The following is a 19,489-nucleotide window of genomic DNA, read 5'->3' as shown; positions in this document are numbered from 1 at the left end:
CTTGCTCCGTTCAGGCCGGGATCGCCACTGTGTCCAGTAACCGGTCGATAACCTGGTCCGGGCCAATGCCATCGGCTACCGCGTCGTAAGACAGCTGCAGGCGGTGGCGCAACACCGGGTGCACCACCGCACGCACGTCATCAGGGGTGACGAAGTCCTGCCCTGCCAGCCAGGCATGGGCCCGGGCCACCCGGTCCAGGCTGATGCCGCCACGCGGGCTGGCGCCGATCTTGATCCAGCGCGCCAGGTCAGGGTCATGCTCAGTGGGGTGGCGTGTGGCATTGATCAGGTCGATCAGGTAACGGTCGAGCGCAGGCGCTACCTGTATGCCAGCAATAGCGCTGCGCGCTGCGAACACCACCTCTTGGGCCAGGCGCTCAGGTGCCTGCTGCGGGCGGCCGGCCTGCTGTTCCTCGTTGCGCACCAGGCGCAGCACCTGGGTCTCATCCTCGACTTTGGGATAGTCCAGTTGCAGCTTCATCAGAAACCGGTCCATCTGCGCCTCGGGCAACGGGTACGTGCCCTCTTGCTCGATCGGGTTCTGGGTTGCCAGCACCATGAACAGCCCGGACATCGGGTAGCTCTGCCCGGCCACGGTGATCTGCCGCTCTTCCATGGCCTCCAGCAAGGCAGCCTGGACTTTGGCCGGTGCCCGGTTGATTTCGTCGGCAAGAATCACGTTGCCGAACAACGGCCCGGGCTGAAACTTGATTTCGTTGCCCTGCGCGGTCTGCTGCAGAATTTCGCCACCGGTGATGTCCGATGGCAGCAGGTCGGGGGTGAACTGGATGCGCCGCATGCTGGCTTCCAGATGCGTGGCCAAGGCCTTGACCGTGCGCGTCTTGGCCAGCCCCGGCAGGCTCTCCAACAATACGTGACCGTTGGCCAGCAAGCCGAGGATCACATGGCGGATGGTATCTGCCTGGCCCAGTACGCTTTGCGCCACACCGGCTTCAAGCGCTGCTATCTGCTCGCGTATATCCACTGATCCGATCCTAGTCAGTCGAGGCCTCGGCAGGAGGCCCCTGGATGTTCGCAACTGCTGTAGGCGACGAGGTAAATCTAGACGCTCGCCTCGCCAACGCCAGCTCAGTTGGTAGTTTCGTACTTCTGCCAATAGGGCTCGATGCCTTGCAGGCGCGGGTCATCGGGGGCCACTTTGCGCATGCGCTGCACATAGGCGTAGGCCTCACTGCGCTCACCGGCCAAGGCATGCAGGTAGATCAGCGAGTACAGCAGGTCGGCGTTGTCCGGTGCCTGCTCAAGGCCCCGTTCCAAGGCCACCAACGCTTCATCCCGACGGTTCATGCGTGACAGCAACAGGCCTTGGTTGTAGCGAATGCGCGTGTTGCCCGGCAGCGCGACAGCCGCGGTTTCCATCCAGCCCAGCGCCTCTTCGGGCTGGCGTCGCTCCACCAGCAGCAAGGCCAGCATGTAAGCCAGGTTGCCCCGATCGGTGGCCGGCATCTTGTCCAGTGCCACGCCTGCGCGCAGGACCTTTTCCGCTTCATCCAGCTGATTTTCGCCCGTTGCAAGGTTGGCCAGGTTGACGCGCGCAGGCACAAAGTACGGGTCCAGCCGCAGAGCCTGCCGGTATTGGTCCATGGCTTCGCCCTGCCGCCCCTGCCTGCTCAGCAGCACCGCCAGGTTCAAGCGCCCGCCGGGCAGGTCCGCATTGCCACGCAGGCGCGTCTCATAGTCGGCCAGAGCAGTGCTGAACGCGTCCAGAGACTGGGCAGGCACCTGCGCCTTAGGCACATCGGCCAACGCCCGGACGGTCTCATCGCGTACCGCCAGGGCGGGGTCTTCAAGCAATGGCAACAGCGGCTTGAGGCGCTGCTCCGCAGGCACGCTGACAAACCCCGACACCGCGTAGGCACGCACCAGCGGGCTCGGGTCTTTCAACGCCCAGCCCAGACTGATTAGAGCCTGTGGGCCGAGGTCGGCCATCTGTTCGGCAGCAGTGGCGCGCACGATGGCTGGCTTGCCCTTGTCGGCCAGCACCGTGCCCAACAGGCTCAACGGGATGCCGTCGCCATTACGTACCGCCTGGAAAGCCTCGCCAAACAGCACCGGCCGACGCGGCTCGCCAAACCACCCCTCGATGGCCTTGGCCGCCCAGGCCGGTTGCTGGTCCGTGTGGCAGGCGGTGCAGGCATCGGGGCTGTCGACCTTGCTTGCCAGGTCCGGCCGCGGGATGCGCAGGCTGTGGTCGCGCCGTGGGTCGACCACCATGTAGGTCTTGGTCGGCATGTGGCAGCTCACGCACTGTGCGCCAGGGCTGCCTGGCGCGTGATGATGGTGAGCCGGCGTGTCGTAGTCCTTGGCTTGCAGGGAGGCGAAGCGCGCCACCGGTGGATTGCCGTTGTGGCATTGCAGGCACAGGCCGTTGCCTTCGACCTTCACCTTGTTGGTGTGCGGGTTGTGGCAATCGGTGCACCCCACCCCGGCGCCGTACATCTTGCTTTGGGTGAACGAGCCGAACTCGTATACCTCACCGTCAATCTGCCCATCGGCATGATAGAGGCCGGTGCGCAAGGTGGCCGGCAAACTCTGGTCAAGCTGCGGGTGGCCGGGCAGCTGGCCAACGCCCAGCGTTTGCCGGCGGCTATGGCAGAATGCGCACTGTTCGACCTGGCCCTGGCTGCCCAATGCCTTGTAGTCCACCGCAAGGCCCATGTCCTTGGCCGACGCTTGGGCGTGGTCGCCCGGCGCGGCCTGCTTCGCCCAGTCGACATGCGCCTGCCCCGGCCCGTGACAGCTCTGGCAGCCGACATTCTGCTCTTTCCAGGTGGTGGCGAAGCTGTCCTGACGATCGTCGTATTGCTTGAGCAGCCGCGTGGAATGGCAATCAGCGCACATGCCGTTCCAGTTCTGATAGCGGCCGGTCCAGTGCAAGGGGTCGTCGGGGGCAAAACGTTGCCCTGGATACAGTGAGAACCAGCGCTGCCCGCCCTCGCCCTGTGCCCGGCTGTCCCAGGCGATGGTCAGAGCCTGCAGGCGCCCTCTGGGCAGCGCCACAAGGTACTGTTGCAACGGGTAGTGGCCGAAGGTGTAGAGGATCTGGAAGTCTGCCGGCTGCCCATCCTCACCCTCGGTATTGACGAAAAAACCGTCTGCCTTGCGAAAGAAGCGGGCCTTTACTCCAGCCTCATCGAAGGCGGCGTCCTTGAAATTGCCCAGCACGTTGGCCTCGGTAGCCTCGCGCATGGCCCAGCCGTGGTCCGAATCTTTCCAGGCCTGGGCCTGCGTGGTGTGGCAGCCAAGGCATGTAGCGGTCGCCACATAGCCTTCGGTTTCCTTTGCAGGCCCCGGCAACTGGCCAGGGCTTTCAGCGGCAGACGCTATCGCGTTCGGGCCGAGCAACAACGTGATCAGAACAGCCAGGGACCAGCCAATACCAAAATGCCAAAACGCGCCTTTCCCTTCGTTGCAACGCCCCATCCTTAAGCTCCACGGTCAATGCTCGAAACGGCCCGTTGGGCGCAATGCCAGTCAGTCAGGGTTATCAGGGCTGCTACGCAGCCCATCGCTGGCAAGCCAGCTCCCACCCGGAGCGCGCAGTACTTGAGGTCTGCGTTATACCTGTAGAAGCTGGCTTGCCAGCGATGGGCCGCAGAGCGGCGCCAAATCGCTTGGCAGACTGGTGTTACCCCTTGAACTCTTGTGACATCCTGTTCGCCTACTTCTGCGTGATCAGCCTAGCGCACAACCCGGGCAATAAAAGTTGGCACGGGGAAATAACTCAGCCTTGCTTGCCCGAGTGCAGAACTACCGGCCTGTCTGTTTCAGCAAAACATTCACGTTCAGTGTCAGCGCGTCGAGGGCGAAGGGTTTTGTGAGCACCGCCGTATTCGCCTCCATCGGCGTGTCGCTCAGCACATGCGGTTGCGCATAGCCGGTCATGAACAACACCGGCAAACCAGGCCTGCAAAGGCGCGCCGTCTGCGCCATTTGCCGGCCGTCGATGCCGCCTGGCAGGCCGATGTCCGTCACCAGCAGATCGATGCGGATATCCGAGCGCAGCAGTTGCAGGCCCGCCAAGCTGTCAGCGGCTTCGATCACGACGTAACCACAGCTGCCCAGGGTTTCGCTGACAAACATCCGTACCGAGTGCTCATCGTCGACCACCAATACCGTCGCACCGGATAGCGCAGGCGGTACCTTGACCGGTGTTTGCACAGGCACATCCCGGTCGGCTCGGGCGGCCTGGCTTGGCAACTGCAGGTAGACGCGGGTGCCTGCGCCCTCCTGCGATTCTATCTTCACCTGCCCACCTGACTGTTTGGCGAACCCGTAGATCATCGACAAGCCCAGCCCGGTGCCTGCACCAACCGGCTTGGTCGTGAAAAAGGGCTCGAATGCGCGGCTGAGTGTCTCGGCATTCATGCCGATGCCATTGTCGGCAACGCAAACTGTCAGATACGTTCCGGGGGGCAGTTCCGGATCCAGGCCCGGGCCCGGCTCGAGCACCTGGTTGAACGTACTGACGGATATCTCACCGCCACCCGCGTCACGGGCGTTGATACATAAATTGAGCAGCGCATTTTCGACTTGCGTCGGGTCGACCAGGCAGGTGCTGGCCTGCGCATCGAGCTGCACCTGCAGCTTGATCGAGGGGCCGACCGTTCGACGAATCAGCTCTTCCATGTCGCTGATCAAGGTATTCACGTTGGTATGCTCAGGCAGCAAGGTCTGGCGACGGGAGAATGCCAGCAGGCGGTGTGTCAGTGAGGCAGCCCGTTGGGCAGCCCCCTGAGCCACCGACAAGTAGCGCTCCACGTCCGCGACATGCCCCTGCTTCAGGCGCAGCTTGATCAGGTCCAGGCTGCCGGTGATACCCGCCAGCAGGTTGTTGAAGTCGTGAGCGATGCCGCCGGTAAGTTGCCCGACTGCTTCCATCTTCTGCGATTGACGAAGCGCCGCCTGGGCCGCTTCACGCTCGGCAACAGCTTCGTTGACCCGTGCTTCCAGCGTGCGGTTCAGCTCGAGCAGCTTGGCTTCTGCGTTTTTCCGGGCAGTTACATCGATCGACGACCCGATCAGTCCGATGACCTCACCAGCATCATTGAACAGGGGGGCCTTGATGGAAAGCCAGTACGTGGCCGAGCCATCCGGCATGTCGACCCGCTCCTCGATCTGCTCGGCTAAAGCGCCGCGCATGATGCGCTGATCGGTCTCCATCACCTGGCGCGCCTGTGGTTTGTCTTCCAGGAACTCAAGATCGGTCTTGCCCAGATAGAACCCCGGCGGCTTGCCGATCAATCGCGTGGCACCATCGTTGGCCACCAGCATGCGGCCTGCCAGGTCCTTTGCATAGACAACCCCTGGCACCGCTGCCGCGAATGTCCGCAGCAAGGCCGACATCCTGTCGCGTTCAGCTTCTGCCGAGCGGCGTGACTCGATGTCCATGAGTATGCCAGGGAACCGCACAGCCACGCCTTGCGGGTCGAGCTGTGCACGGCCGTTGGCCTCGACCCATCGATAACCGCCATCATCGTGGCGAACCCGGTATTCGCACCTGAATGCACCACCGCGGCCCACCGCTTGCTGGATGTCGGCCCAGACACGCTCACGGTCGTGCGGGTGAATCGAGGCAAAGGCTTCCTTGATCGGTATGCCCACGATGCACCGGTCTGCCGCCAGCCCGAAGGTTCGTGAGAAGCGTTCGTCCGCTGTGACCTGGTCACTGGGGATGTCCCATACCCAGGTGCCGATGATCGCGCCTGCATCGAGCGCCAGCTGCAAACGCTCTGCAGCATTGGTTGGAAACGCATGTTCCTGGCCCTGCATTGCAGGTGCGCCAGTACGGCAGGAAATACCAGGACTCTCGCGATCCATACCCTGTCTCTTGATGGCAATGTGGGCCATGGTCGCATATCTGCGTCAGGCGCCGGAAGGCGCCACCATGCTCAGGTTCAAGATTAAGCTGCGATTAAGTCTGGCACCTTAACCTGTCTCCAGCAAAGGCGCTTTCGCCCGCCTTTTTGGGCTTACACGGAGTTCTGCCATGACCCATGCACTGGATAGGAAATGGAAATGCCTGGCCAAAACGATCACATACGTCGGTTGGTCACTGTTCTGGTTATTGCTATGGGACGTGGTCGTCACCCTGGACGCCATGCTGGTCACAGGCTACGAGCTCGAGCTTCCCCTGATGCCCCTGACGCTCTTGTGCTCCGCGCTGGTGGTGCTCATCAGCTTTCGCAACTCCAGTGCGTACAATCGCTGGTGGGAGGCCAGGACACTGTGGGGTTCGATGGTCAACAGCTCCCGCAGCCTGGGCCGGCAGGTGCTTACCCTCATCGACGATACCCATGGCCTTAACCCGGTCAAAGCCCAACTCATGCGGCGGCATGTGGCCTACCTGCATGCCCTGCGCCTGCACCTTGGCGGCGACAGGAACCCTGAAGCGCTGGCCGCTTTGCTCACTGAAAGTGAACGGGCCCGCCTGGCGGGAACCAGCAATATGCCCAACGACATTCTCAGCGGCTCGGCAGAACTGATCACGCGCGAATTCAACGAAGGCCGGCTGGACAGCATCAGGCTGGCGCGCATCGAGTCGACGCTGGTGGACCTTTCGAACTGGCAAGGTGGCATGGAGCGTATCGCCAATACACCGCTGCCCTACCCTTATGTGTATTTCCCAAGGCTGTTTGGCACGCTGTTCTGCATCATCATGCCGCTAAGCCTCGTCCCCTCCCTGGGCTGGTTCACACCGGTTGTGTCGACGGTCGTGGGCTGCATGCTGCTGGCCATGGAGCGCATCGGCACGGACCTTCAGGCGCCTTTCGGCAACAGCCAGCACCGCATCCGCACCGAAGACTTTTGCCGCAATATCGAAAGCAACCTCAAGTCGATGTTCAACTCGCCAGAACGGGGGGTGCTGTCACTCTGCGGTGAACCAACGCCGGCACTGCAGAGGCTTTGATACGCGCCGAGCGAAACATGCGGGGCCCGCCTGACTTTCACTGCAAAAGTGAAAGTCTTATCCAATTCCCCCTGTTTTTGACTCAACACAATGCAGATAGCCTGACCAGCACTCCTTCCACTATCGAGGTAATGGCAATGAAGGCCATTGTTTTCACCCAACCCGGTTTGCCGATTGAAGACCCGCAGTCGCTGTATGAGGCAGACCTGCCCAACCCAACTCCGGGTGCCCGTGATCTGTTGGTCGAAATCAAGGCCATTGCGGTAAACCCGGTCGATACCAAAGTGCGCGCGTCACGCAGCGCCGACCAACCCCAGGTGCTGGGCTGGGATGCGGTAGGTATCGTGCGCGAGGTGGGCAACGCCGTGACACTGTTCCAGCCAGGTGACGAGGTGTTCTATGCCGGTGCCATCGACCGCCCTGGCAGCTACAGCGAGTATCATCTGGTGGATGAGCGCATCGTCGGGCGCAAACCCCGCAGCCTGGACAATGCCAGCGCTGCAGCCTTGCCGCTGACGTCCATCACCGCCTGGGAGTTGCTGTTCGACCGGTTGGGCGTCGAGCAGCACGGTGGCAAGGGGCAAAGCCTGCTGATCATTGGCGCCGCTGGCGGCGTCGGCTCGATCCTGGTGCAACTGGCCAGGCAGCTCACCCAACTGACCGTGATCGGCACGGCCTCCCGCCCGCAAACCCAGCAATGGGTCAGCGAAGTGGGCGCCCACCACGTCATCGATCACTCGGTTTCGATTCCACAACAGCTGGCGGCACTCAAGCTGGAGCCAGTGGATTACGTGATCAGCCTGACGCACACCGACACTTACCTGGCGCAATTGGTGGAAGTGCTGCGGCCGCAAGGCAAGCTTGCGCTGATCGATGACCCCGTACAGCTTGACGTCGTGCCGCTCAAACGCAAGTCACTGTCCCTGCACTGGGAGCTGATGTTCACGCGTTCGCTTTACACCACCGAAGACATGATCAAGCAGCATCAGTTGCTCGAGCGCGTATCGGCCCTGATCGACGAGGGTGTGCTCAAAACCACCGTAGGCGAGCACTTCGGTGCAATAAACGCTGACAACCTCAGGCGCGCCCATGCCCTGCTCGAAAGCGGTAAGGCCCGCGGCAAGGTCGTGCTGGAAGGTTTCTGAACCAAAGGTTCATGGCAAAACTGCAGCATCCCGGTGATGATGTGCATCGGCGTGTTGGCCACCCGGATACCGGATCACATGGGAGCATCACTGCTCTGCCCCGAAGGCGCTCATTCTGCCAAAGCAGGCGCAAGGAGCGCCACGGCAGCCAGGCCAGGCTGCATCCCTGAGCCCTGGGCGGTAAGGTACGGGGCATTGCGCAACCCAACTGCCAAGGAGATGGCCATGGCGCTGTTCTGTAGGCTGAGTTTGTTGACCCTGCTCGCTGGCATGTTGCTGGGTGACATCGTGATCGCCACGGTAGGCCTGGTCGGCGTATGTGGAGCTGCCGTTTACCTCGACATCCGCCAGGATGCACACAATGATGCGCCCAACGAACCGGACTTTCTGGCATAGGTAGGCCCGCCCCGGCGTGCTTGGCTCAAGCCTGCACATCCACGCCAACACACCGGGGCCCGATGATGGCAATTTGGGCAAAAGCCCGCGAAACCTCTGCGACGCCAAGGTGACTAAGCCATAGGCGCAGGCTAGACTCGCCCATGAATACGGCTGTAGCCACTGCGTTTGCTTGAACATGCTCGGCGGTCACACAGGCAGCCGGCCTTTGCACTGCCGGCGGGAACCCATGACCTTGCAACCTCACGTCAACTTGACCAATTGTGATCGCGAACCGATCCAGATACCGGGCAGCATTCAGCCACACGGCTGCCTGCTCGCTTGCGACGCCTCAGCCAGCCTGGTCCTGCGCCACTCTGCAAATACGCCCCACATGCTCGGCGTGGCAGGCGGCGTCAATGGTCAACGACTGGAGGCGATCATCGGTATCGAGGCAGCCCACACGGTTCGCAACTCCCTGGCACGTGTGAAGGAAGCCTCCAGGCCAGCGCTGTCGTTCGGCGTGCCGCTGGCTTCAGGCCAGGCGTTCGATGTGTCTGCCCACCTGTTCAAGGGCACTGTCATCCTCGAGTTCGAGCCCGCCAGCCAGAGCATCGCCGAACCGATCGAACTGGTGCGCACGGTCATCGCCCAGTTGCGCGAGATCGACCGCTCCGACAGGCTTGTGGCCGATACCGCCAAGCGTGTTCGTGCACTGCTGGGTTACGACCGCGTGATGATCTATCAGCTCGGCGCCGACGGCGCGGGCAAGGTTGTAGCCGAAGCCCGGCGTAGCGGGCTTGAAAGCTTTCTGGGGCAGTACTTTCCGGCATCGGATATTCCCCAGCAGGCCCGTGCGCTGTATTTGCGCAACCCTGTAAGGGTGATTGCCGACGCCAACTTCAAGACCGTGCCGCTCGAGCCGGTGCTGGATTTGTCTGGCGAGCCGCTCGACCTGTCCTACGCGCACCTGCGCAGCGTTTCGCCGATTCACTGCGAATACCTGAACAACATGGGCGTGGGCGCATCCATGTCCATTTCAGTGATCGTCGACGGTGCCCTTTGGGGGCTGATCGCCTGCCACCATTACGCACCACGCACGCTGAGCATGGGCCAACGGGTGGCCGCAGAAATGTTCGGCGAGTTCTTTTCCCTGCATATCCAGACACTGCAGGCCAGGCAAACCCTGGAGGCCGCTGCCCACGCCCGGCAGGTGCTGGACAACCTGCTGCACGATGCTCACCGCACAACGGCCATCGATGAACTGCTGCGCGCTCGCCTGAGCGACTTCCAGGCCCTCATCCCCTGCGATGGCATTGGCATGTCGTTGCAAGGGCAATGGACCGTGGCCGGGCTGACGCCGCCAAGGCAGGCGGTGCCCGGGCTGCTCAGCTTCGCCGAGGGTGTCGCCGAAGGCCGCACTTGGGCGTCGAACTGCCTGTCGCTGGCGCACCCTGCAGCCCAGGACTATGCCACGGAGGTCTCGGGGGTACTGATCATCCCGATGTCGCAGCACCCACGGGACTACCTCATGCTGTTTCGCAAGGAGGTGATCGAAACCCTGGATTGGGCCGGCGACCCCAACAAGACCTACGAGAACGGCCCCCTGGGTGACCGCCTCACCCCCCGCAAGAGCTTCGCCGTGTGGAAGCAGACAGTCCACCACCACTGCCTGCCCTGGTCCGAGCAAGACCGCCAGTTTGGCGAAGCCATCCGTGCGGCGGTGGTCGAGGTCGCGCTGCATAACAGTGAGCTGCTGGCCGATGAGCGTTCCAGGGCGGATGTTCGCCAGCGGATGCTCAACGAGGAGCTCAACCACCGGGTGAAGAACATTCTTGCGCTCATCGGTGCGCTGGTGGCCCACCCCACCTCGGAAAACCAGACGCTCAGTGGTTATGTGGCGACGCTCAAGGGGCGTATCCAGGCGTTGTCCCTGGCACATGATCAGGTGGTCCGGGGTGACGGTGGCGGCCGTTTTGCCAGCTTGCTGGAGGCTGAGCTGTCGCCGTACCGCACCAGCGCCGATGCACTGGTGATCAAGGGCCCGGGGCTGCTGCTCGATGCCCGCGCCTATTCGGTGATGGCTCTGGTGCTTCACGAGCTGGCGACCAATGCGGCAAAGTACGGGGCCCTGTCCAGGGCGGGCGGCAAGTTGACCGTCAACTGGGTTGTCGACACGGGCGGGGCCTGTGACATCACGTGGCGCGAGAGCGGCGGGCCAACCGTACGGGCACCGACGCGCAGTGGCTTCGGCTCGGTTCTGATCGAACGAAGCATCCCGTTCGACCTCGGTGGCAGCAGCACCCTTGAATACCGGCCAGAGGGCCTGCAAGGGTTCTTCCGGATTCCGGCAAAGCACCTGACGCTGGACGAAGAGCTCGCCAGCGATACCCCGGCGGTTGCACCGCAGCCACAGGTAGACTGCAGCAGCCTGGTCAATGCGCGTGTGCTCATACTCGAAGACCAGTTGGTGATTGCGGTTGGCCTTGAGCAGATTCTGGCCGATGCGCAGGTGCAGGATGTGCTCACCGCAAGCTCCGAAGCCGAAGCCCTGAAGCTGCTTGCCAGCCACACGCCGGATGTCGCAGTGCTGGACATCAACCTGGGCACCGGCACCTCCATTGTTGTGGCCGAAGCGCTCACAAGCCTGGGCATCCCCTTCCTGTTCGCCACCGGCTATGGCGACAGCATGAACATCCCCGACCATTTGAAGCATGTGCCGGTGGTGCGCAAGCCCTACGACGCAGCCTCGATCCTGCACAACCTGGAAAGCCTGCTGGCCTAGCGCGTCACCTGCGTGTGGGTACCGTACAGGCTCCCCCCAAAGGGTGATTTCGGGTGCGCCGCGAGTGTGGGAGCATTCCCACGTCCCACCTCAAGCTCTGCCCCTGATCCAACGCCATCAACAGTATCGAGCCTGCTCGCATATTGCGGCGTCCTGCATCCAGAACCAGGAGTCAGCAATGCATACAACAACAAATACAGCCCATCCGCCCCACCCTGCGTCGCACCCCACCGCTTCAGGCCGCTTCAGAAAATCCATGGGCATGACCGCGCTGGTGCTGTTCGGCCTCGCCTACATGGTCCCCCTGGCCGTGTTCACCACCTACGGGCTGGTCACCCAGATGACCAAAGGGCACCTGCCCACCGCCTACCTGCTGACCCTCGCCGCCATGTTGCTCACCGCCTACAGTTACGGCCGCATGGTCCAGGCGCACCCCTACTCCGGCTCGGTCTACACCTACACCCGCAAAGCCTTCGGCAGCCACTTCGGTTTCATCGCCGGCTGGACCCTGCTGCTCGACTACATCTTCCTGCCCTTGCTCAGCTACCTGCTGATCGGCATCTACATGTCCGAGTACTTCCCTGCGGTACCTGCGTGGGTGTGGGTGCTCGGCTCGATCGCCCTGGTCACCTTCCTAAACCTGATCGGCATCGAGTCCATCACACGGGTCAACTGGATACTGGTGGTAGCGCAACTGGTGTTCATCGTCGTCTTCGTCGCGCTGTCGGTGCGCAACCTCAGCGACCAGAGCGCGCCGGTGTCATTGCTGGCACCGTTCCACCATGAGGGCTTCAGCGTTGCCCTGGTCATGGCCGGCGCTGCGGTGCTGTGCCTGTCGTTTCTGGGTTTCGACGCAGTGTCGACCATGGCCGAGGAAACCAGCGACCCGACCCGGCGTATCCCGCAGGCCATCATGGCAGTGTCGGTGATCGGTGGCCTGCTGTTTCTGCTGGTGTCGTACTGCGCCCAGATGGTCTTCCCCGATTGGACATCTTTCGCTGACCCGGACTCCGCCTCGGTGGATGTGATGCGCCATGTCGGTGGCGAACTGCTGGTGACCGGCTTTACCGCCACCTACGTGGCCGGCTGCTTCGCCTCGGCCATGGTGTCCCAGGCCAGCGTGTCCCGCGTGCTGTTCGCCATGGGCCGCGACGGTGCATTGCCGCGGGCCTTTGGCCGCCTGGTGACGAAAAAGCGCGTGCCGGCCACGGCAATCATGCTGGTCAGCACCTTGTCGCTGGTCGCCCTGTTCATCACCCTGGACACCGTCGCCAACATGATCAGCTTCGGCGCGCTGTTCGCCTTCTCTGCAGTCAACCTGGCGGTGGTCAAGCATTACCTGGTCGACCAGAAGCTGCGTGGCACACGCAACTGCCTGCTATATGGCGCGCTGCCGGCGCTGGGCTTTTTGAGCACACTGTGGCTGTGGAGCAGCCTGTCGAGCATGTCGTTCACCATCGGCCTGTGCTGGATGGCCGCAGGCTTCGTCTGCCTGCTAGGGCTGACCCGCGCCTTCCGGGTGAAGCTGCCCGACCTGCAGATGACGGACTGATCCGGCAAGCCGTCATCCTCGACGCTCAGGGCGCGAATTGACTATGATCCCGACTTGAACGTTTCAGCATGTTTCAATAGGGACTCTAATGTCAGTTCAGGAAATACCGCCGCTCGCCCTCTCCAAAGGCGAAATCGGCAAGATGGAAGCCGCCATGGCCTTGGGCAGTTTTGCCATTGGCACCGGCGAATTCGCGATCATGGGGCTGATGCCGGACATCGCCGGCAACCTGCAACTGAGCGAACCGCAGGTAGGCCATGCGATCAGCGCCTACGCGCTGGGCGTGGTGGTGGGTGCACCGGCGCTGGCCATTCTCGGCGCCAAGCTGCTGCGCAAGCACATGCTGCTCTTGTTGATGGCGCTGTATGCCGTCGGCAACCTGGCTACCGCCTTCGCCCCGTCGTTCGCAGGCCTGGTGGCCTTCCGCTTTATCAGCGGCTTGCCCCATGGGGCGTACTTCGGCATCGCCGCGGTGGTTGCCTCGAGCATGGTGCCGAGCAACCAGCGCGCCGGTGCCGTGGCCCGGGTAATGATGGGCCTCACGCTGGCCATGTTGCTGGGCAACCCTGTGGCGACCTTGCTGGGGCAGTACTTCGGCTGGCGCTCGGCGTTTTTGCTGGTGGGCCTGATCGCCCTGTGCACCATCGCGCTGGTCTGGCAGTACGTGCCGCAGCGGCGCGATGAAGCACGCAGCGACCCACGCAAGGAGCTGCAAGCGTTCACCCTGCCGCAGGTGTGGATGGCGCTGGCCATCGCCTCGATCGGTTTTGCCGGCATGTTCTGTGTGTTCAGCTACCTCGCGCCGACCATGCTGGAGGTGACTCAGGTCGCTCCCCAGTGGATCCCCTTCGGCCTGGCCGCCTTCGGTATTGGCGGCATCATCGGCAACATTGCCGGCGGCAAGCTGTTCGACCGGCTGCAGTTCCGCGCCGTGGGCATCGTGCTGGTGTGGTCGACCGCCGTGCTGTTGTTCTTCACCATCGCTGCCCATTCGCTGTGGACACTGCTGCTGGGCATCGGCCTGGTCGGCACCATGATCGCCCTGGCCGCCCCCTTGCAGATCCGCCTGATGGACATTGCCCACGAAGCGCCGAGCCTGGCAGCGGCTTCCAACCATGCAGCCTTCAACCTGGCCAATGCCCTGGGGCCTTGGTTTGGCGGCATGGCCATCAGTGCCGGGCTGGGCTGGACCAGCACCGGCTATATCGGCGCCGCTGCGGCGCTGGTCGGGCTAGGGATATATGCGGTGGCACGGCGGATGAAGGGCGGCCAGTAGGAGCCTACCGCCTATCGAGCGCCGCACGGGCGGCGCTCGTTTTCACCGACGCTGAAAAAATCAGGCGTTACCCCCCATAACCACCTCGTTCACCAGGTTCGCCGGCCGCTCGCCCGCCAACGCGCTCAACAGATTCTCTACCGCACAGCGCGCCATGGCCTCACGGGTTTCGTGGGTCGCCGAGCCGATGTGCGGCGTGGCCACCACGTTGTCCAGTTGCAACAGCGGCGAATGGGCCGGCAGTGGTTCCTGTACGAACACATCCAGCCCGGCGCCGCGGATGCGCTTGGCCTGCAACGCCGCAAGCAGTGCCTGTTCATCCACCACACGCCCGCGGGCAATGTTCACCAGTATCGCCTCGGGCTTCATCAGCGAAAGCTCCCGTGCGCCGATCAGGCCTTCGGTGCTGGCACTCAAGGGCACCGTCAAACAGACAAAATCCGCCTCGCTCAGCAGCTCGTCCAGGGTGCGATACCGGGCACCATAGCGGGCCTCCACCTCTGGCTTGGCTCGCGAACTGTGGTACAGCACGCGCATGCCGAACCCGGCCGCACCACGGCGGGCCAAGGCCTCACCAATGCGCCCCATGCCGACGATGCCCAAGGTCTTGCCATGCACATCACTGCCAAAATGCGCCGGCCCAAGGTTGGCCTGCCAGTGGCCGTCACGTACCCAGCCGGCCAGCTCCACCACCCGCCGGGCAGTGGCCAGGATCAAGGCAAAGCCGGTGTCGGCGGTGGTCTCGGTCAATACATCAGGGGTGTTGGTCAGCATCACGCCACGGCGGGTCAGCTCGGCAATGTCGTAGTTGTCGACGCCAACCGACACACTGGCCACCACTTCAAGCTGTGGCGCCAGGTCCAGCAGGCTGCTGTCCAGCCGCAAACTGGCGCCCAGCAGGCCATGGGCACCGGGCAAGGCATCGCGCAGCCGGGCCAGGCCATCACTGCCGGAGGTATCCACCCAGGTCACCTCGACCTGCTGTTGCAGGCGCGCCAGCAGGGCCTCGGGCAGGCGCTTGTAAAGGACGATTCGCTTTTTCATAGCCGTTTCCTATTGGCTCATTGCCAGGCGCTGGCTGCGGGGCTTGGCCTGGCCGGAAGTATGTGATGTTTTCAGCGCAGCCGTGAGCGCCACTGCCGTCAGCAGCGCACCGCACATGAACAGGTAAGAAGCGCCAGGGCCACCGGTGGCGCCATTGAGATAGCCGACCAGCCACGAGCCACCGAACGAACCCAGCGCGCCCATGCTGTTGATCAGGGCCATGGCCCCACCGGCCACGTTGCTGGGCAGGATCTCCGGCACGATGGCGAAGAACGGGCCATAGGGGGCGTACATGCAAGCCCCGGCAAGCACCAGCAGCGCATAGGACGCCCAGAAATGCTCGGTGCCCAAGGCGTAGGAGCCATAGAAGGCCAGCGCGGCGATCAGCAAGGGTGGCCAGACGAAACGCTTGCGCTTCTGCAGTTTGTCAGAGGCCCACGACACCCCGACCATTGCCACGACCGCCGCCAGGTAGGGCACCGAGGCCAGCCAACCGGCCTCGACGATGTCGACGTTCGCCGCCTGCTTGAGGATCGAGGGCAGCCACAGCACGAAGCCGTACACCCCGATGCTCCAGCAGAAGTACTGCAGTGACAGCACGATGACCTGCGGCGAGCGAAACGCCTCGCGGTAGTTCTTCACCGGTTTGATACCTTGCTGTTCAGCGGCCAGGGCCTGTTCGAGCGCCGCTTTTTCCTGCTCGCTCAGCCAGCCCACCTGGGCTGGCCGGTCGTCCACCAGGCGCCACCAGATGAACGCCCAGAGCACTGCAGGCAGGCCCTCGATGATGAACATCCAGCGCCAGTCGAAATGCTTGATCAGGTACCCCGAGACCACCGACATCCACAGGATGGTCACCGGGTTGCCCAGCATCAGGAAAGTATTGGCGCGCGAGCGTTCGGCGCGGGTGAACCAGTGGCACAGGTACACCAGCATCGCCGGCATCACCGCCGCCTCGACCACCCCGAGCAGGAAGCGGATGCCGATCAGCAGGTAGACATTGCTGACCATGCCGGTCAGGGTCGCCAGGCTGCCCCAGAGGATCAGGCTGACGAAAATCAGCTTTTTGACGCTGCGTTTTTGCGCGTAGATGGCGCCAGGCACCTGGAAGAAGAAGTACCCGAGGAAAAACAGCGCCCCCAGCAGGGACGACAGCGCCGGGGTGATCTTCAGGTCATCGGCCATGCCCGAGGCGGCGGCGAAGCCGTAGTTGGCACGGTCGAGGTAGGCCAGGCTGTAAGTGACGAAGACGATCGGGATGATGTACCACCAACGGCGTGGGGCGAGGCTTGTCGATTGCATGATGCGGCTCCTGAGCTTGTTGTTTTTGTAGCAACCGGCCGGCGTACCGGCGATCAAAGTTTCAGGCACTTTTGGGTAATGCGTACGCTTCCAGCTCCCGGCGCAGTGGCAAGCCTTCCATGTCGCCGCGCGATTGCACGGCGCGGCTGCCGCACCAGTTGCCGCGAGCTACCGCCTCGGCAAGCGTGCGGCCTTCAAGCAGGCCGCTGACCACGCCAACGGCAAAGGCGTCGCCGGCCCCGACGGTGTCCACCACCCTGGCCACCGGCACAGGGGCGACCTGCCCTTGGCACTGGGCATTGCGGTAGTAGGCACCCTCACCGCCCAACTTGATGACTACGTGCTCGACACCACGGTCGAGGTAGAACGCGGCGATGTCCGCCGGGGTTTGCAGGCCGGTCAACAACCGCCCTTCCTCGAGCCCTGGCAGCAGCCAGTGCGCCTTTATCGCCAGCGCGTTGACTTCACGGACCATGCTGGCGCGGTCAGGCCACAGCGACGGGCGCAGGTTGGGGTCGAAGGAAATGCTGCGCCCCTCATTGCGCATGCGCTCGACCAGTTCATGGGCCAGCACCCTGCAGCCGGCCGACAGCGCCAGCGGAATACCGGTGGCGTGCAGGTGGCGGGCCTGCAGCAACGCCGGGCTGAACTGCGCCAGCGATAGGTGGCTGGCCGCGGAGTTGCGGCGAAAATACTCCACCACAGGGTCGCTGCCATCGTCGCAACGGCCCTTGAGCTGGAAGCCTGTCGGGTGGTGGTCATCGACCTCCACGTGGCTGCAGTCCAGGCCCTCCTGCTGCAGGGCGTCGAGCACGAAGCGGCCCAGCGAGTCGTTGCCCACCCGGCTCAGCCAGCGCACCCGAAAACCCAGCCGGGCCAGGCCGATGGCCACATTGCTGTCGGCGCCAGCAATACGCTTGGTAAACGCCCCCACAGCCGCCAGGTCACCGGCCTGCTCGGCAACGAACATGGCCATGGTTTCGCCAAAACACAGCACGTCATGCTCAGGCATGGCTCACCTCCTCGCTCATGCCGATGCGGGCCAGGTTGTTGACCTGGGCGCGGGTCAAAGCCAGTAAGTCAGCGCCGGCCAGCGGGTACTCCACGGCGCGCATCAGCCCGGGGGTGAACTCGGCGAACATTGCCTCCCAGGCCATCAGGTCCCGGGCCTGCGGCACAACGGCCGCCAGGCGCCCGCTGGCCTCGCGCTGCACTGCCTTGCAATGCACGTAACGCACCCAGCGGCCGAGCAACCGCGCTGCCTGCGCGGCGGATTCACCCTGCCATTGCCAGTTACCGATATCGAAGGTCATGCCCAGCGCCAGCCGCTGGGCCTCGCAGCGCTCAAAGAACTGCAGCAGCGGCGCGATGCGCCCGCCCTGCGTGGTCTGGTCGTTCTCCACCAGCAACAGCGGGTCACCAGGGCGCAGTTGCGCTTGCAAGGCCGCCAGGTCGCATGCGCAAGCGTAATGCCCCAACGACACCTTCAGCACCACGGCGCCGAGTGCGCGGGCCAGCGCCAGCTTGGCAGGCAAGCGCGCGTCCAGCTGCCCTTCAGGGGTCCACAGCTCCAGTGGCGAGGAATACAGGCACTGCAACTGCAGCGCGTTGATTGCCGCCGACAGCGCGGCGGCGTCCGGGGCCTCGTCGAACAACTCTTCGCGCAGTTCGACACATGTCACGCCGGCAGCGGCGAGCAGTTCAAGGAAGCTCTCCTGCCCACGCTCCCGGACCAAGCTGGCACCGTAGCTGGAGAGGCTGATGGAAACGGGGTTCTCGTGCATTGTTCTTGTCCTTATGAAACCGGTTTCATTTTTTTGGCTGCAGCAATGGCCGGCGTCGTTGCCGGCCTTTTCTTCATTCGCGTAGTTGAGTGGAACCTCGGACGATCAACTCTGCCTTGAAGTCCAGGCGCCGTGGCGCCCCGCTCTCGCCGCGCAGGCGGTCGTGCAGGCAGTCGAAGGCGGCCACACCGATGCGTTCGGTGGGTTGGGCGAGCGCGGTAATGCCGCTACCGACCAGCGGGTACCAGTCCAGTTCGTCCAGCGCAATCAGGCCGACGTCCTGGAACAGGTTGCAACCCGCGTCGTGCAATACACGGGTCACCGTCAGGGTGGCCACGCCGTTGAAGGTGAAAATAGCCTGGGGCCCGTGCCCATTACTGCCGAGGAAGGCATCAAGCCGGGCGTGCAGGTTGCTGTCGATCTCCACCAGTTGCTGACGCATGCCAGCGCGACGGCTGATCGAGGCGGTGAACGCCTGCGTGCGTTCGAGCCGGGAGCTGGTGCCGTCCAGTGGTTCGGTGACCGCCAGGATGTCGCGGTAGCCACGCGCCTGCAGGTGGTCCAGGGCCTGCTCGATGGCCTGGGCGTTATCCAGCCCTACCAGGTCCACGTTCAGCTCCGGCAGTTGCCGGTCTACCAGGACCATGGGCATGTCGCGCTGCAGGTTGAGCAGTTCGCCGGGGTGATGGCCAAGGGTATTCACGATCAGGCCCTCGACGTTGTAAGACTGCAGGGCCGCCAGGTGATGGCGCTCCTGCTCGTCGTCGCGGTTGGTGTTGCACACCACCAGGCTGTAGCCGTGCTGACGGCACGCGGTTTCGACACCGTGCATCACCGCGACTGAATAGGGGTTGAGGATGTCTGCTACCAGCATGCCGATCAGCCGCGTCTGGCCACGCTTGAGGCCGCGGGCCATCTGGTTGGGCCGGTAGCCCAGGCGCTCGATGACTTCTTCAAGGCGCTTGGCGGTAGCTTCGGCCAGCAACTGGCGATCGCCGCCAATGTAGCGCGACACGGTGGCCTTGGAGACGCCGGCAACGCGTGCGACCTCACTGATGGTCACGCGTTCGCGGGAATGGGCAGGCAAGTCGGTCATTTCGGTCCCTTGTGATTATTGTCGGTGACGGTGACTGAAACCGGTTTCAATACATCAAAACCGCGCGGTTTCGTCACCTACCGTTCGTCGGGATTCTACCTTTCCTGGCTCACTGCCCACTCAATTTCTTCAGCCGACGCCAACCCTGTAGGAGCCGGCTTGCCGGCGATCACCGGCAAAGCCGGTGCCCTACACCGCA

The 19,489-nt window shown here is 63.4% G+C and carries 14 protein-coding genes; 6 read left to right on the top strand and 8 right to left on the bottom strand.

What is annotated here, in order from left to right; all coding sequences use genetic code 11:
• Positions 1-10: 10 nt before the first annotated feature.
• From BLX42_RS00300 to BLX42_RS00290, 3 genes are all read right to left on the bottom strand, one after another.
• Positions 11-985, bottom strand: coding sequence for a MoxR family ATPase (locus BLX42_RS00300; protein WP_161870904.1), 975 nt, complete (start codon positions 983-985; stop codon positions 11-13).
• 104 nt (positions 986-1,089) lie between these two features.
• A complete protein-coding gene (locus BLX42_RS00295) occupies positions 1,090-3,444 on the bottom strand; it encodes a tetratricopeptide repeat protein (protein ID WP_161870903.1) in 2,355 nt (784 codons plus the stop codon).
• Positions 3,445-3,771: 327 nt separating this feature from the next.
• Positions 3,772-5,793, bottom strand: coding sequence for a PAS domain-containing sensor histidine kinase (locus BLX42_RS00290; protein ID WP_256671893.1), 2,022 nt, complete (start codon positions 5,791-5,793; stop codon positions 3,772-3,774).
• 217 nt (positions 5,794-6,010) lie between these two features.
• Between BLX42_RS00290 and BLX42_RS00285 the strand changes: the two genes are divergently transcribed.
• The 6 genes from BLX42_RS00285 to BLX42_RS00265 all read left to right on the top strand — a co-directional run bounded on the left by BLX42_RS00285 (position 6,011) and on the right by BLX42_RS00265 (position 14,064).
• Positions 6,011-6,931 (top strand): bestrophin family protein, encoded by a 921-nt coding sequence (locus tag BLX42_RS00285; protein WP_161870901.1) that lies wholly within the window; start codon positions 6,011-6,013, stop codon positions 6,929-6,931.
• A 137-nt stretch (positions 6,932-7,068) separates the two neighbouring features.
• Positions 7,069-8,076, top strand: a complete 1,008-nt coding sequence (locus BLX42_RS00280; RefSeq protein ID WP_161870900.1) for a zinc-binding alcohol dehydrogenase family protein — start codon at positions 7,069-7,071, stop codon at positions 8,074-8,076.
• A gap of 195 nt (positions 8,077-8,271) precedes the next feature.
• Positions 8,272-8,472, top strand: a complete 201-nt coding sequence (locus tag BLX42_RS26500; RefSeq protein WP_125923106.1) for a hypothetical protein — start codon at positions 8,272-8,274, stop codon at positions 8,470-8,472.
• Positions 8,473-8,701: 229 nt separating this feature from the next.
• Positions 8,702-11,236 carry an HWE histidine kinase domain-containing protein gene (locus tag BLX42_RS00275; RefSeq protein ID WP_161870899.1) on the top strand — a complete coding sequence of 845 codons (2,535 nt, stop codon included), beginning with the start codon at positions 8,702-8,704 and terminating at the stop codon, positions 11,234-11,236.
• A gap of 178 nt (positions 11,237-11,414) precedes the next feature.
• A complete protein-coding gene (locus BLX42_RS00270; RefSeq protein ID WP_115274942.1) occupies positions 11,415-12,788 on the top strand; it encodes an APC family permease in 1,374 nt (457 codons plus the stop codon).
• A gap of 88 nt (positions 12,789-12,876) precedes the next feature.
• Positions 12,877-14,064: an MFS transporter gene (locus tag BLX42_RS00265; protein ID WP_177010669.1), complete on the top strand. Its 1,188-nt coding sequence runs from the start codon at positions 12,877-12,879 to the stop codon at positions 14,062-14,064.
• A 60-nt stretch (positions 14,065-14,124) separates the two neighbouring features.
• Here BLX42_RS00265 and BLX42_RS00260 read toward each other — a convergent pair whose 3' ends face one another.
• The 5 genes from BLX42_RS00260 to BLX42_RS00240 form a co-directional block, all read right to left on the bottom strand.
• Positions 14,125-15,108 carry a D-glycerate dehydrogenase gene (locus BLX42_RS00260; protein WP_161870898.1) on the bottom strand — a complete coding sequence of 328 codons (984 nt, stop codon included), beginning with the start codon at positions 15,106-15,108 and terminating at the stop codon, positions 14,125-14,127.
• Between the two features lie 9 nt (positions 15,109-15,117).
• On the bottom strand, positions 15,118-16,410 hold the full coding sequence (locus BLX42_RS00255) for an MFS transporter (protein ID WP_115275558.1): 1,293 nt from the start codon (positions 16,408-16,410) through the stop codon (positions 15,118-15,120).
• Positions 16,411-16,471: 61 nt separating this feature from the next.
• A complete protein-coding gene (locus tag BLX42_RS00250) occupies positions 16,472-17,422 on the bottom strand; it encodes a sugar kinase (protein WP_161870897.1) in 951 nt (316 codons plus the stop codon).
• Positions 17,415-18,194 (bottom strand): sugar phosphate isomerase/epimerase, encoded by a 780-nt coding sequence (locus BLX42_RS00245; protein ID WP_161870896.1) that lies wholly within the window; start codon positions 18,192-18,194, stop codon positions 17,415-17,417. Before BLX42_RS00245 ends, BLX42_RS00250 begins: the two co-directional genes overlap by 8 nt.
• Before the next feature lie 73 nt (positions 18,195-18,267).
• Positions 18,268-19,290, bottom strand: a complete 1,023-nt coding sequence (locus BLX42_RS00240) for a LacI family DNA-binding transcriptional regulator (protein WP_125923099.1) — start codon at positions 19,288-19,290, stop codon at positions 18,268-18,270.
• Positions 19,291-19,489 lie beyond the last annotated feature (199 nt).

This window comes from Pseudomonas sp. SG-MS2, assembly GCF_009933855.1.
GTDB classification, from domain to species: domain Bacteria; phylum Pseudomonadota; class Gammaproteobacteria; order Pseudomonadales; family Pseudomonadaceae; genus Aquipseudomonas; species Aquipseudomonas putida_E.
This window is presented reverse-complemented; position numbering and strand designations above follow the sequence as displayed.